13 protein-coding genes are annotated in these 14,940 nt (G+C 61.9%); all 13 read left to right on the top strand.

The window, feature by feature from the left end; all coding sequences use genetic code 11:
- Window positions 1–30 precede the first annotated feature (30 nt).
- Window positions 31–1,536 carry a hypothetical protein gene (locus tag NKH63_RS26470; protein WP_352919367.1) on the top strand — a complete coding sequence of 502 codons (1,506 nt, stop codon included), beginning with the start codon at window positions 31–33 and terminating at the stop codon, window positions 1,534–1,536.
- Window positions 1,500–2,966 carry a hypothetical protein gene (locus NKH63_RS26465; protein ID WP_352919364.1) on the top strand — a complete coding sequence of 489 codons (1,467 nt, stop codon included), beginning with the start codon at window positions 1,500–1,502 and terminating at the stop codon, window positions 2,964–2,966. The genes NKH63_RS26470 and NKH63_RS26465 overlap by 37 nt, the downstream gene beginning before the upstream one ends.
- Window positions 2,908–3,261, top strand: coding sequence for a hypothetical protein (locus NKH63_RS26460; protein WP_352919362.1), 354 nt, complete (start codon window positions 2,908–2,910; stop codon window positions 3,259–3,261). The genes NKH63_RS26465 and NKH63_RS26460 overlap by 59 nt, the downstream gene beginning before the upstream one ends.
- Before the next feature lie 126 nt (window positions 3,262–3,387).
- Window positions 3,388–4,029 (top strand): hypothetical protein, encoded by a 642-nt coding sequence (locus tag NKH63_RS26455; RefSeq protein WP_352919359.1) that lies wholly within the window; start codon window positions 3,388–3,390, stop codon window positions 4,027–4,029.
- 394 nt (window positions 4,030–4,423) lie between these two features.
- A complete protein-coding gene (nifH, locus tag NKH63_RS26450) occupies window positions 4,424–5,317 on the top strand; it encodes a nitrogenase iron protein (RefSeq protein WP_023801970.1) in 894 nt (297 codons plus the stop codon).
- A gap of 99 nt (window positions 5,318–5,416) precedes the next feature.
- Window positions 5,417–6,919 carry a nitrogenase molybdenum-iron protein alpha chain gene (gene nifD, locus NKH63_RS26445; RefSeq protein ID WP_352919356.1) on the top strand — a complete coding sequence of 501 codons (1,503 nt, stop codon included), beginning with the start codon at window positions 5,417–5,419 and terminating at the stop codon, window positions 6,917–6,919.
- Window positions 6,920–7,045: 126 nt separating this feature from the next.
- Complete coding sequence (gene nifK, locus NKH63_RS26440) at window positions 7,046–8,587, top strand: nitrogenase molybdenum-iron protein subunit beta (RefSeq protein WP_352843534.1); 1,542 nt, start codon at window positions 7,046–7,048, stop codon at window positions 8,585–8,587.
- A 63-nt stretch (window positions 8,588–8,650) separates the two neighbouring features.
- Window positions 8,651–10,141 (top strand): nitrogenase iron-molybdenum cofactor biosynthesis protein NifE, encoded by a 1,491-nt coding sequence (gene nifE, locus NKH63_RS26435; RefSeq protein ID WP_352919353.1) that lies wholly within the window; start codon window positions 8,651–8,653, stop codon window positions 10,139–10,141.
- 9 nt (window positions 10,142–10,150) lie between these two features.
- Window positions 10,151–11,533 (top strand): nitrogenase iron-molybdenum cofactor biosynthesis protein NifN, encoded by a 1,383-nt coding sequence (nifN, locus tag NKH63_RS26430; RefSeq protein WP_352919350.1) that lies wholly within the window; start codon window positions 10,151–10,153, stop codon window positions 11,531–11,533.
- Window positions 11,499–11,996, top strand: coding sequence for a nitrogen fixation protein NifX (gene nifX, locus NKH63_RS26425; RefSeq protein WP_352919348.1), 498 nt, complete (start codon window positions 11,499–11,501; stop codon window positions 11,994–11,996). The genes nifN and nifX overlap by 35 nt, the downstream gene beginning before the upstream one ends.
- Before the next feature lie 17 nt (window positions 11,997–12,013).
- Window positions 12,014–12,493 (top strand): NifX-associated nitrogen fixation protein, encoded by a 480-nt coding sequence (locus NKH63_RS26420; RefSeq protein ID WP_352919345.1) that lies wholly within the window; start codon window positions 12,014–12,016, stop codon window positions 12,491–12,493.
- 66 nt (window positions 12,494–12,559) lie between these two features.
- Window positions 12,560–13,306, top strand: a complete 747-nt coding sequence (locus NKH63_RS26415; RefSeq protein WP_502896364.1) for a response regulator transcription factor — start codon at window positions 12,560–12,562, stop codon at window positions 13,304–13,306.
- Between the two features lie 108 nt (window positions 13,307–13,414).
- Window positions 13,415–14,302: a universal stress protein gene (locus tag NKH63_RS26410; RefSeq protein WP_352919340.1), complete on the top strand. Its 888-nt coding sequence runs from the start codon at window positions 13,415–13,417 to the stop codon at window positions 14,300–14,302.
- Window positions 14,303–14,940 lie beyond the last annotated feature (638 nt).

The following is a 14,940-nucleotide window of genomic DNA, read 5'->3' as shown; positions in this document are numbered from 1 at the left end:
CCGGGGGTGTGCCGTGCTGGAGGAGCTTTATTGACGAGCGTTTTCGGGTCAGGACCAAGCCTCGATGCACCAAAGGGTGATGTCGCGCGCCAGGCAACCGCTGCGCTGCGCGGTTATGGCTATCAGCTCTACGCATCAGGCTTGGCCTGGTTGGGTTTGGAAGACGGCGAGATCCTCCACCTCGAAGTGGCCGAAGACTATGCAGTCGCAACACGTGACGCGCTCGCAGGAACCCAAGTCAAAGACACGGGCGGAAGCGTGAACATCACCCTCCAGTCGGCAGGTGTTCGCGCCGCAATCGATTCCTTCTTCGATGTCGTGCACCGCAATCCCAAGCGCGCTGTTTCGTTCCACTATCTGACCACGTCCGAAATCGGCGTGGAGCGAAGCAAGGCGCATCGCATCGCAGGAGGTGCCGCACTCCATTATTGGCGCCGGGCCGCGGCGGGAGCCGATGTCGGGCCCTTACGCACGCTGGTGGCAGCGCTCGATCTGGAGCCGTCCACGAAAGCCCATCTCGAAGCACTGACGGACGACGATGCGTTCCGGAGCGATTTCCTCCGGCGCATACACTGGGATTGTGGCGCACCGGGCATTGCGGGCATGCGCGACGAGCTTGAGGCTGGGCTTATCGAATATGTTGCATCCGCAAGACGGCTCTCGAGCCATACGGCGAGGGCTGTTTTGCCGGCGGTTGTCGAGCGCCTGCTGATGACGGCGGTTACCGGCAATGCGCGACAATTGCGTCGTGCCGATCTCCTCGTGCTAATCGACGAGACAGCCATTGTTGCAGTTCCTCTGCAGCAACTATCGGCGGCGTTCCAGGGCGGCGGCACAGGCGCGACCTTCACGCGGCCGGCCTTGCTGGTACCGGCGAGCGACTTACCTCTTCCCGCGATCCGGGCTCCGCGAATAGACTTGGTCGCGGCGCTCGACACCGCACGCCGCACAGCAGGGGTTGCGATCGCGAGCGGCGCGACGGGATTGGGCAAGTCGCTCGCCGCGCGCGTCGTGGCAGACTGCTGTGAAGGGCGGTGGTCGATCGTCGACTTCCGCAACTTATCTCCCGCCGAGACCGCCGCACGGTTGTCGCTTCTGCGGGGGGAACTGGCTGCCACGTCCGCAACGCACCTTATTCTGGATGACGTGAACGAGATCGACGATCCAGCCGTACGTGATGCGCTGCTGCGCGTCGTCACCAGCCTTCGGCGACGTGATTGTAATGCGGTAATCACAAGCTATCGCGCACCGACCAAGGCTACCCATTACCAACTGGCACCCGAGGCGCCCTCATCAGTCGAGGTCGCGTATCTGGCGGAGGAGGAAGTTACCGAACTCGTCGCGTTGGCCGGCGGCGATACCAACTACGCCGGTGCGGTCTATCGCGCTGCGGCACGCGGCCATCCTCAGCTCACCTGGCCGCGCTGCTCCATCTCAAGTCAGCAAATTGGTCAAGGGCATCGATTGGCGCGGTCCTGGGCGGGCAGATCCCCGACGAATTGGGCGCGGAACGGCGCGCAGCGCGACAACGCCTGATCGCGGCGTTTCCGACCGACGCACAGACGCTGCTGCTGCGCGCCAGCCTGATCCGCGGTGGGTTCGACCGCGGCCTTGCCCTAGAGATCGCGGGGCTGGAACCGATCTTACCGCTTCCCGGCCTTCTGCTCGACCAACTCGTTGGTCCTTGGATCGAGCCCTATCGGACAAAGCGACTGCGGGTTTCGCCATTGCTCGAAGATGCCGCTGAGGATGTGCTCACCTCCGCAGAATGCCGCGCCGTTCATCGCCGCATTGCCGACGCGATGTTCCGGGCCAGGAGCATCTCCGTACTTGATGCGCCCGCAGCGATGCATCACGCGCTCAGGAGCGAGGAGGGTGGCTTCGTCTTCGCCTTCGCGCATAGTGTGATCACCTGCCCGGTCGAGGTGCTGGATTTTCTCGCTCCCTTCCTGGGCGAGCTTATGGCCTTCGCAACCGACACGCCGATCTTCCCGCAAGACCTCGCAGTGTCGGCGATGCTGCGATTGGCCCAATTGCTCGTCCTTCTTCCTTATGGCACTCCCGGGAATGCTCGGGCTGCCTGGGACGCCTTCGAACGCGAGCGTTTTCATGTGACGGGACCGGAACTCATCGAGGGCTTCACGCTTTCCAAGCTCCTACTTCATCCGCGCACCGGCGAGCTCTTTTCCGATTGGTTGGAGATACTACTTCGGTTCGACCGGCTGCTTGGGATCTCGCCCCAACTCGCCACGGCCAACAGCAACTTCAAGTCCGTTGCCGGCGATCCGCATGTGAGCGGCGTGTTGTTTGGGGCGCAACTTGGCAACGTCCGAACGGTCGCTCGTTTCAAGGAAATCCTGGAGCGACTTGATAATGAAGAGCCCGCGACGCGCGACCGGGTCCTCTCATCCTTCCAGCCTGGGCGAGGCGATATTTCGATCCTCGTCAACCATGGCTGGCTCAAGGAATCACGAATCGACACGTTTGATTGGGAGGCCGCTGCCCGCGATTATGCCGCCTGCGCAGACCTCGCGATCAACTGGGGCAATGCCATGCTCGCGACGCGCTGCGCGATAGCGCAGGCCATCTGCCTTGACGAGAATGGCGACGATGCCGAACGGGGCACTTGCCTGCCTCGCGCAAGCCGAGGACAAATTCGGCTTCGACATCGCAATTTCGCGCGCCCGGGCCAAGATCCATTGGCTCAGGCGCGATCATGCCGCGGCGCTCCCGCTGCTGACAGCGGCTGCAGAAGCCGGCGGCCAGGACACTATCGAACGGGCCTATATCGCTCGCGAGGCTGGCATAAGCGCCGCGACGCTCGGCGACTGGGCAGCCGCCCAGCAATGGTTCGAACGTGCTCAGGGGGAGGCTTCGACGCTCGACAAGATGCCTTCGGTGCGCGCGATGGCGATCGGGCTGCTCGCCGATACCGCCCATGCCGCTTATTGCGCGGGCCGGCCTGAAATCGCGATCGTCAAGATGCGCGACGCCCTGTCGGCCCTGCCTGGCATCGACCCGGCCCATTGCCACCGTGTCGTGCGCCATGGCCTGCTCTGGCTTTACCGCGAAATCACGGGGACCAAGGCCGGCGGTCAGGAAGAAGTGATCTATTCGCCTGGCTGCGCCAGCAACACCGAGCCGCTTGAAGCTATCCGCGAACATCCAGTCGTCGCCCTCGACGTCGCCTTCTACCTACTCGCCGATGCGGACGAAGCACTCGCGGCACCCACCGGCTTCTATCGCGATTTTCGTGACTAGCTCTTAGAGGGCCCGATCGTCTCGTCGAAGCTTTCAGCCGCGGTCGCCGAGGATCGAAGGACTATCGCAACCCACGATCCTACCAATTTCGTCCAGCGAGTGCGGCGCCATGCCTCGGTCGCCCAAATGGTCGCCTCCGGTGAGTGGCTCGAAACCGACGCTGCGCTCAAGAACCCCAGACGCGGCACGATACCGTTGGCGACCATTGGTGAAGACGCCGATGAGGACCTGCGCCGTGCGGCTGAAGACTATCTGTTGAGCTTCGCCACGGCCGCGGCGCTCGCCGGCGCGTTCGACGCGATCGACGCAGTTGTTCATGAGGGATTGGCCTCGTCCGAGATCGGAGCACTTCATTCCTTGCTTCGCCGCATGCGTGGCGACCTTACGATAATCGCGACCGATCGAGATGGCGCCGCCAACACGATCTGGCTGCTGCGCGAGGACCTAACGGCGCGCCCCGCCGAATTCTGCTGGGCAAGCGCATGGCTACTGTTCCATGTCAATGCCTCGCGGCTCCGTCTGGGTGTTGAAGAGCCGCTCGTGGCGTGGATTTTCGCTGGGTGCGCCTATCTGGTCAGCAACGGCCGCTTCCGCCTTTCGCTTCCGGCGACCACGGTGCCGCCGGTCGAGGCTGTGCTTGCGCGACCCGAGCGAACGATCGCGTCCGCCGCCGAGCTGCTTCTCACGCTCGCACCCGCAGTGGCGACACGGTTCATTCCACAGGCGCGGTCTACGCTGGAGAAGATCGCCGGAACCTCGCCGAAGTGAACGCTGCGATGAACTCCACTGCAATTCTGCAGGCGGTGTTGCTGCTGTCAGCCTCGTCCTCCGGCTCCATCACGGTGCCGCAATTAACGCTAGAGGGTCGAGATGCTGTTCGCCCACCTCAACACAACGATGCGGTTCGAACGAATGCGGTGACTGAGGATCGCGATCCGACGCTTTGTGTCGCCATTGTCGGGTCCGCTACACGGCTTGTTCCGACGATCCTTTCTTTGGCCTCGAGCTAAATCCCTGAAAAGCAACCACGAAATTATTCTTCGGTTCGATCAGCCAAGTTGGCACGACTCTTGAGATCCTTGGGTGCGAGGCGGCGACAGCTGCCCGACCGGCATTCATGTCGCGGCAGCCGCGATGAATGGAACGAAGGAAGGAAAGCTACATGTCAGGTTTGCGTCAGATCGCCTTTTACGGCAAGGGCGGCATCGGCAAGTCCACCACCTCCCAAAATACGCTCGCCGCCCTTGTCGACCTCGGGCAGAGAATCCTCATCGTCGGGTGCGACCCCAAAGCCGACTCCACCCGCCTGATCCTGAACGCGAAGGCGCAGGATACGGTCCTGCACCTCGCGGCAGAGGAAGGTTCGGTGGAAGACCTGGAACTCGCGGACGTGCTCAAGGTCGGCTACAAAGGCATCAAATGCGTGGAGTCGGGCGGCCCTGAGCCGGGTGTCGGCTGCGCCGGCCGCGGTGTGATCACCTCGATCAACTTCCTCGAGGAGAACGGTGCCTACGACGATGTCGACTATGTCTCCTACGACGTGCTCGGGGATGTGGTGTGCGGCGGTTTCGCGATGCCGATCCGCGAGAACAAGGCCCAGGAAATCTATATCGTCATGTCCGGCGAGATGATGGCGCTCTATGCCGCCAACAACATCGCCAAGGGCATCCTGAAATACGCCCATTCGGGCGGCGTGCGGCTCGGCGGCCTGATCTGCAACGAGCGCCAAACGGACCGCGAGCTCGACCTCGCCGAAGCGCTGGCTTCCAGGCTCAATTCCAAGCTCATCCACTTCGTGCCGCGCGACAACATCGTCCAGCACGCCGAACTCAGGAAGATGTCTGTCATCCAGTATGCGCCGGACTCCAAGCAGGCCGGGGAATACCGGGCGCTGGCCGAGAAGATCCATGCCAATTCGGGCCAGGGCACCATCCCCACCCCCATCACCATGGAGGAGCTCGAGGACATGCTGCTCGACTTCGGCATCATGAAGACGGATGAGCAGATGCTTGCCGAGCTTCAGGTCAAGGAAGCGGCGAAGGCGGCCGCACAGTAACCACCGCTACTGACTGGGGGCGCGGCCTTGACCTGGCGCGCCTTTCAAAGAACGGCGCCTCGTTGGTGAGGCGTCACCCTGAACCTTGAAAGGGGTCCCATGAGCCTGGAATACGAGAATGACGGCGCCCTCCATGCGAAGCTTATCGAGGAGGTGCTGTCGCAATATCCTGACAAGGCGGCGAAGCGCCGCAAAAAGCACCTGAGCGTCGCAAAGAGCGGCGACGAGGCTGGCGAGGAAAGCGAGGTCCTTTCCGAATGCGAGGTCAAATCGAACATCAAGTCCATCCCCGGAGTGATGACGATTCGCGGCTGCGCCTATGCCGGCTCGAAAGGCGTGGTCTGGGGTCCTGTCAAGGATATGGTCCATATCTCGCACGGCCCGGTCGGCTGCGGGCAATATTCCTGGTCGCAACGCCGCAACTACTACGTCGGCACGACCGGCATCGACACGTTCGTCACGATGCAGTTCACCTCCGATTTCCAGGAGAAGGACATTGTTTTCGGCGGCGACAAGAAGCTGGAACGGATCATCGACGAGATCGAGGAACTGTTTCCGCTGAACAAGGGCATGACTGTACAATCCGAATGCCCGATCGGCCTGATTGGCGACGACACTGAAGCTGTGTCCCGCAACAAGGCAAAGGAGCACGAAAAGACGATCGTGCCGGTGCGCTGCGAGGGCTTCCGCGGCGTCTCGCAATCCCTCGGCCACCACATCGCCAACGACGCGATCCGCGACTGGGTGTTCGAGAAGAAGGACGTCGAGTTCGAGGCCAGCCCGTACGATGTCAATGTGATCGGCGACTACAATATCGGCGGCGACGCCTGGGCTTCGCGCATCCTGCTCGAGGAGATGGGCCTGCGCGTGGTCGGCAACTGGTCGGGCGACGCTACGCTGGCCGAAATAGAGCGCGCGCCGAAGGCCAAGCTCAATCTGATCCATTGCTACAGGTCGATGAACTACATCTGCCGGCACATGGAGGAAAAGTATGGCATCGACTGGATGGAGTATAATTTCTTCGGCCCCTCCCAGACCGAAGCCTCTCTGCGCAAGATAGCCAAGCATTTCGGGCCGGAAATCGAGGCCAAGGCCGAGGCGGTCATCGCCAAATACCGGCCCCTGGTCGATGCCGTCATCGCCAAGTACCGGCCGCGCCTCGAAGGCAGGACGGTGATGCTCTATGTCGGCGGGCTGCGCCCCCGTCACGTGGTCACGGCATATGAGGATCTGGGCATGGTGATCGTCGGCACTGGCTATGAATTTGGCCATAACGACGACTATCAGCGTACCGGCCATTACGTGAAGAAGGGCACGCTGATCTATGACGACGTGACTGGTTACGAGCTGGAGAAGTTCATCGAGGGGATCCGTCCTGATCTCGTTGGCTCCGGCATCAAAGAAAAGTACCCGGTCCAGAAGATGGGCATACCGTTCCGTCAAATGCATTCCTGGGATTATTCCGGCCCGTATCACGGCTACGACGGCTTCGCCATCTTCGCCCGCGACATGGATCTGGCCATCAACAACCCGGTCTGGAACCTCTACGACGCCCCCTGGAAGAAAAAAGCCGAGTCGTCGGCGGCGATCGCAGCCGAATGAAAACCTGGCCTCCCGTAAGCCGGGAGGCCGTTAAACGCCTGTGGCCCTTTGTCCGCGGGAGACCTGAAACGTTTCGACGTCCCTGTGCCGCCGTATGGCGGGCCAGATGGAAAGAGGTAACCACCCATGCCGCAGTCGGCTGAAAAAGTTCTCGACCACGCTCCCCTGTTCCGCGAGCCGGAATACAGGCAGATGCTCGCCGAGAAGAGGCTGAATTTCGAATGTCCGCACCCGGACCAGGTCGTTACCGACCAACGCGAATTCACCAAGACGTGGGAATACCGCGAAAAGAACCTTGCTCGCGAAGCGCTTGTCGTGAACCCCGCCAAGGCCTGCCAGCCGCTCGGCGCGGTATTCGCGGCCGCGGGCTTCGAGCGAACCATGTCCTTCGTCCACGGCAGCCAGGGCTGCGTGGCCTATTACCGCTCGCACCTGTCGCGCCATTTCAAGGAGCCTGCTTCGGCAGTTTCCTCCTCGATGACCGAGGACGCGGCAGTGTTCGGCGGTCTGAAGAACATGGTCGACGGGCTAGCCAACACGTATCAACTCTACGACCCGAAGATGATCGCCGTCTCGACCACTTGTATGGCCGAGGTCATTGGCGACGACCTGCACAGCTTCATCGAGAACGCCAAGGACGAAGGCTCGGTCCCGCGCGACTTCGACGTGCCCTTCGCCCACACGCCGGCCTTCGTCGGTAGTCATGTCGACGGCTATGACGTAACGGTCAAGGGCATTTTGGAGCACTTCTGGAAAGGCGAGGAGCGAACCGAAGCCGAGGGAACCATCAACATCATTCCGGGTTTCGACGGCTTTTGCGTTGGCAACAACCGGGAGCTCAAGCGCCTGCTCGATCTGATAGGCGTGTCCTATACCTTCATCCAAGACGCCTCTGACCAGTTCGACACGCCGTCGGACGGCGAATACCGCATGTACGACGGCGGCACGAAGATCGAAGACGTGAGGAAGGCACTCAACGCGGAGGCGACACTCTCGCTACAGCATTACAACACCCGAAAAACACTGGAGTATTGCGAGGGGGTAGGGCAGGCGACTGCCTCGTTCCATTACCCGCTCGGAGTCCAGGCGACCGACGAGTTCCTGATGGAGGTCTCCGCGATTTCCGGCAAGCAAATCCCCGAGGCAATCCGCCTGGAGCGCGGCCGACTTGTTGACGCCATGGCGGACAGCCAATCCTGGCTGCACGGTAAGAAATACGCCATCTACGGGGATCCGGACTTTGTCTACGGCATGGCCCGCTTCATCATGGAGACGGGCGGCGAGCCGACCCATTGCCTCGCCACCAACGGCACCTCGGCATGGGAAGCGGACTTGAAGGAACTGCTTGCATCATCACCCTTCGGCAAGGATGCTCAAGTCTGGGCGGGCAAGGACCTCTGGGCGATGCGCTCGCTGCTCTTCACCGAGCCGGTGGACCTGCTGATCGGCAACTCCTATGGCAAGTATCTGGAGCGCGACACCGGGACGCCGCTGATCCGGCTGACGTTTCCGATCTTCGACCGCCACCATCACCATCGGTTTGCGCTTATGGGCTACCAAGGCGGGTTGCGCGTCCTGACGACGATCCTCGACAAGATCTTCGACAAGCTCGATCGCGAGACAAGCGAGACGGGCGTGACGGACTATTCGTATGACCTCACCCGCTAAGCGTGGCAGCCGGCTCTTCGGTGAGGCCGGTCGTCTTCCCGAGGGACTTTGGAGACCGACGCAATGTCCTCGCTCAGAGCCAAAATCCAGGATGTCTTCAACGAGCCCGCCTGCGAGCAGAACCGCGGCAAGGATGCCAAGGCGCGCAAGGAGGGCTGTTCGAAGCCACTGACCCCCGGGGCGGCGGCCGGCGGCTGTGCCTTCGATGGCGCCAAGATCGTGCTGCAGCCGATCACCGACGTCGCGCACCTGATCCATGCGCCGCTCGCCTGCGAGGGCAATTCCTGGGACAACCGCGGTGCGGCTTCGTCCGGGCCAACGCTGTGGCGCACGAGCTTCACGACCGACCTCACCGAACTCGATGTTGTGATGGGACAGGGCGAGCGGAAGCTTTTCAAAGCGATCCGCGAAATCAAGGAAGCGTATGGGCCGCCGGCTATCTTCGTCTATCCGACCTGTGTGACGGCGCTGATCGGCGACGACATCGAGGCCGTCTGTACGCGCGCGGCGGAAAAGTTCGGCCTACCGGTGGTGCCGGTCAATGCGCCGGGCTTCGTAGGCTCCAAGAATCTCGGCAACAAGCTTGCCGGCGAGGCGTTGCTCGAGCATGTCATCGGCACGGTGGAGCCCGACGATGCCGGCCCTTACGACATCAACATTCTTGGCGAATTCAACCTCTCGGGGGAATTTTGGCTGGTGAAGCCGCTGCTGGATCGGCTCGGCATCCGGGTGCGCGCCTGCATTCCGGGCGACGCGCGTTACCTCGACATTGCCTGCGCGCACCGCGCCCGGGCGGCTATGATGGTGTGCTCGACCGCGCTCATCAATCTCGCCCGCAAGATGGAGCAGCGCTGGGATATTCCGTTCTTCGAGGGCTCCTTCTACGGCATCACCGACACCTCGGAAGCGCTCCGACAGATCTCTCAGCTGCTCGTGAAGAAGGGTGCCGATCCGGAGATCCTCGGCCGCACCGAGGCATTGATTGCAGATGAGGAGGCGATCGCCTGGAAGAAGCTCACGGCCTACCGGCCGAGGCTCGAAGGCAAGCGCGTGCTGCTCAACACCGGCGGTGTGAAGTCCTGGTCCGTCGTTCATGCGCTGATGGAGATCGGCATCGAGATCGTCGGCACCTCGGTCAAGAAGTCGACGGTCGAAGACAAGGAGCGAATCAAGCAGATACTCAAGGACGACAACCACATATTCGAGCAGATGGCAGCGCGCGAGCTTTACGCGATGCTCTCAGAACACAAGGCCGATATCATGCTGTCGGGCGGGCGCACGCAGTTCATCGCGCTAAAGGCCAAGACACCCTGGCTCGATATCAACCAGGAGCGCCAACACCCTTACGCCGGCTATGACGGCATGGTGGAACTCGTACGCCAGATCGACCTCGCCATTCATAACCCGATCTGGCGCCAGGTGCGGGAGCCGGCACCATGGGATTGCCAGCCTGCGGTGAGGGAGGAACTGCCGAGCACAAGGAGCGAGACCGCGACCGTCCAGGCTTTCAAGAAATTCGCCGGCACGATGGCCGACGATCTCGGCGAGTCTTGAGGAAAGCCGATGGTCCACATCCTTCCCCAGACGAAAGCGGCGGCGGTCAATCCGCTGAAGTCATCGCAGCCGCTGGGTGCCGCCTTGGCCTTTCTTGGCGTCGACGGTGCGATGCCGTTGTTCCACGGCAGCCAGGGGTGCACCAGCTTCGCCCTCGTGCTCTTCGTGCGGCATTTCAAGGAAGCCATCCCCTTGCAGACAACGGCGATGGACGAGGTGGCGACGATCCTCGGCGGGGCAGACCATCTGGAAGAGGCGATCCTCAACCTCAAGGCCCGCACAAAGCCAACGCTGATCGGGGTCTGCACGACGGCGCTGGTGGAAACCCGGGGCGAAGACTGCGCAGGAGATATCGCCAATATCAGGCTCAAGCGCACGGAAGAACTCGCGGGTACGGAGGTGGTGCTAGCCAACACACCGGATTTCGACGGCGCGATCGAAGAGGGCTGGGCCAAGGCTGTCACCGCGATGATCGAAAGGATTACGCGGCCCGGCGAGCAGGCGCGGCAATCGAAGAAGATCGTGATCCTGCCTGGCTGGAACCTCACTGTGGCTGATATCGAGCATTTGCGTGAGATGATTGAAAGCTTTGGACTTAAGCCGGTGATTCTGCCGGACGTCTCCGGCTCGCTCGACGGTACGGTGCCCGACCGCTGGATCACGACCACCTACGGCGGCACCAGCGTCGAGGATATCCGCGAGCTTGGCACGGCCGAGCAATGCGTCGTCATCGGTGAGCATATGCGCCGCCCGGCCGAGCTGCTTCAGAGGTTGACCGGCGTGCCTTACGTGCTGTTCCGGTCGCTGACTGGATTGAAGGACGCCGACCGGTTCGTCTCTCTGCTATCTGCGGTTTCGGGCGCGGCGGCGCCGGCTGGGGTGCGCCGTCGCCGGGCGCAGTTGCAGGACGCGTTGCTCGACGGACATTTCCATTTTGGAGGCAAGAAAATTGCGATCGCTGCTGAACCAGACCAACTCTACCAACTCGCGAGCTTCTTCATCGGCATGGGCTCCGAAATCGCGGCGGCGGTCACCACGACCGACATGTCGAAAATTTTGGAGGAAGTACCGGCGCAGTCGGTTCAAATCGGCGATCTCGGTGATTTGGAAGCTCTTGGCGCCGGCGCTGATCTTCTCGTCACTCATTCCCACGGCCGCCAGGCGGCGCAGCGCCTCGGCATTCCGCTCATGCGGGTCGGCTTCCCGATCTTCGACCGGCTCGGCAGCCAGCACAAGCTCACAATCCTCTACCAGGGGACCCGCGACCTGATCTTCGAGGTTGCCAACATTTTTGAAGCCGACCGGCACGCGCCGACGCCTGAGGCGCTTGATCCACTCCGTAAGCGAGAAATGCCAGATGAGCTCCGTTCGTCGCCTCTCGCTCGTCACTGACGAGGTTCACGCACCGACGCCGGAACGCCAAGCCGGCGCATTGCGCGTGGCGATCGCCACGCAGGACATGAAGAACCTCAACGCCCATTTCGGGTCGGCCAAGCGCTTTGCTGTCTACGACGTGACGCGCGAGGAGTGGCACCTGGTCGAAGCCGTGGCCTTCGATGACGTTTCCGACGAAACCGGGAAGCACCGAACTGAGGGCGATGACCGCATCACCCCGAAGGTGGAGGCACTGAAGGGCTGTCATCTGCTGTTTTGTCTGGCGATCGGCGGACCTTCGGCAGCCAAGGTTGTTTCGGCAAAAATTCATCCGATCAAAGTGCCGCACCCCCAAAGCATCCAGGAGGTGCTGTTGCGCACGCAGATGATGCTCAGGACGTGTCCTCCCCCTTGGCTGCGCAAGGTGCTGGCGCAGGCAGGTGTCGCCGAACAGAAACCGTCCTTCGAGGACGAGGACTGAAATGAGGAGTGGGCGAAATGTCTGACGCCGTGGTTAGCCCTGCTGTCGCCGAAGACGAGGCGGCCCTTGCCACCCCGTTCGTCAAATGTCTCGTGCGGCTGGTCCGGGCTCATGATTCCCACGGGTCTTGGGAAGGCAAATCGGACGCCGAGCTGCTGGGCGACTTCATCATCACCAGGGAACAGCGCCGTGCGATCCCGATCATCGGCGATCCCGATCCGGACGTGCTGTGGAGGCTCGAGATGTTTTACACCGCCGTCGGGCATGCGATCGAGGAGCGCTCCGGCCTGATGGCATCGCCGATGATGGAGATGAGCCATGAGGGCTTCGGGCGCGTGCTTTTCACGGCCGGGCGGTTGGTCGTTCTGTCGAAGACCCTGCGCGACGTCCACCGGTTCGGCTTCGAGACGTTCCGGAAACTCGCCGCGGCCGGTACCAAACTGGCCGGCGATGCGACCGCAGCCATTGAGGCTCATCCCGAGGTGGCGCGGGCGTGATGGAACCGATTTTCGATCAAGGGGACCATGTCAGGCCTTGAGCACATGCGATGGCCAGCCCTCTCAATGGAGGCGGTCGAGGCCGATGTGGTTCTTGGGGTAGCGCTGATGAAGCCACTGGTCCTGATCTGTTCGCAAGATGCTGAGTTGTATCTGTTCCTCAGCCACATTCTGGGAGTGGACGGCTTCACGAGTGAGCCGGCAGGCGGCGTGAAGGAAGCACTTGCATTGGCCGATGAACGGGAGCTCCAGGCGGTAGTGCTGGACTGCGGGCCAGCAAGCGCGACAGGCTCCACAATCTGCGCCCGGTTCAAGGGCGAGCCCCGGACCGGCGGCCTGCCCGTAATTGCGCTGATCGCGCCCGGCGCCGAGAACCAGCACCTCGATCTCTTGAAGGCAGGTATTGACGAGAGCTTTGTGCGGCCCTTCGCGCCGGCCAAGCTGCTCGACTGTCTACGGACGAAGCTGGCGCTGCCGAAGCCGGGTTCAAACGGGATCGAAAACGGCGGCTGGATCTCCTGTGGCGACCTTGAGATAAGGCTCGATGCCCACCGCGTTCGGGGTAATGGCCACGAAGTCCACCTTGGGCCGATCGAGTTCAACCTGCTGCGGCTTTTGCTTGAGACTCCCGGCAAGGTCTTCACCAGAGACGAGCTGATCAGCGCGGCCTGGCCGGCCAATATCCATGTCGGTGTACGCACCGTGGATGTCCATATCAGCCGGCTCAGAAGGGCTCTGAATGCGGCCTCCCCCTCCAGCGTCATTCGTACCGTCAGGTCGGCCGGCTACTCGCTCGAGTGGCCGGACGGCTGAATAGATAACCGATGTGGTGCCACTCCGCATTTCCGCCGTGCTGAGGGCAACCCTTGCGGCTTCGAAAAGGCGCCGGCAGGTACGACATATTCAGAAAGTAGCAGTCAAATGGCTTTCAGAAGCGTACTCAGTGTGACGGGAGCTGACCACTCCGATCAGGATGTCAGAACAGCTGCCAGCTTGTGTGCCGAAGTCGGCGCGTATCTTTCCGTACTGGTGATGTCGCCTCAGCCGCTCATTATGCCGTCTCCGCTGCTCGGCGATGGCATCCCCGAGTGGCCTGGACAACGCGCACAGGCCATCGCCAGACTGGACAAACGGTTTAGGCAGATCGAAAGATTTTCACAGGACATAGCCAAGCTGGAAAAGATATCCAGGGAAATTCACAAACTGCTGAGAGCCACGTGGCGGTGCTATGATGTCGATATTGCGAACTGCGATCAGGCCAGCGTCGGTGACGCGGTGCGACAGCGGGCGCTCTGCAACGACCTGACAATCGTCGGCCCCGCACTTCTCAACGACATTAACCTCGGACCCCTTGTTGTCAACGGCAGCCTGTTCGATACCGGAAAGCCGGTGCTTGTCGTGCCGGAGGGCGCTGAGGCGACTCTGTCGCCACGGCGAGTGCTGGTCGGCTGGGATTCGCGAGTCGAGGCGTCTCGTTCGGTTCGGGAAGCGCTGGATCTGCTAGCCGGTGCTGAGGAAGTTCGTGTCGCACTAGTCGATCCGGAGGCGACCTGCACCGGAAACGGCGCCGAGCCGGGAGCCGACATCGCTGCCTATCTCACTCGGCACGGTGCTCGGGTGTCGGTTGACCGGCTGGCGAGCGCCGGCAAACCGGTGGCTATGGTGCTCGCGCAGCACGCAATCGACACGTCTGCCGACATGATAGTCATGGGCGCTTATGGCAACCGCAGGCTACGTGAGCGACTCTTCGGCGGCGTGACGAGATGGATAGTTGGGAAGCCGTCATTGCCCTTGTTTTTGGCTCGCTGACGCGTTCCAAAGTAGCACCGACGCTGTCCGAAGCTCTACTCCCCTGGGTCACCTATCCCGATGCCAAGTTAGAGAAAGGTCGCGGCAAACGCGCCCAGTTTCGCGCGCCTCCTCGAGCCAATCTGCAATCGCCGTCGCCGAGAAAATCGCGGACGTCTCGCGTTCGGGGTTCTGCTCGCCCGAGATGATCCATAACGCGGAGACCAACACCGGGCAGAGATATGGGCAGTCCTCAATGCAGTGAAGATCACGGCTCGCAGGTCGGCGTCAGGTTAAAGAGAGTCGTTCAGCGCGGCTGGCCGAGTTCCGATCCGTAGCGGCATCGTACGGGCGGTATCATGATCTCTCCTGACTACTGGCCGGGAGCTGAACAACGCGATGACCGGGCCGAGGCCGACGCCCCTCAATTTCGAGTCGGGACGGTCGGGCTCTTGCCGGGTTCGGCAGGAATCGATCGTATCAATCACATTGTCATCATGTGGGATGGTAGCCGGGTTAGCGGCGAGGACGGCCGCGTCCTCAGTGTTTCAGTCGGTCCGGCCGGACCCGCGTGACGACCGAGCGGTCTTTGGGGCTGGTCAAATTCCGACAACGCTCAAATTCGAACCAGGCGGTCCCTGTAGCGCCTGAGCACAGGG

This window comes from Mesorhizobium sp. M0960 (assembly GCF_040319055.1).
GTDB lineage: Bacteria > Pseudomonadota > Alphaproteobacteria > Rhizobiales > Rhizobiaceae > Mesorhizobium.
This window is presented reverse-complemented; position numbering and strand designations above follow the sequence as displayed.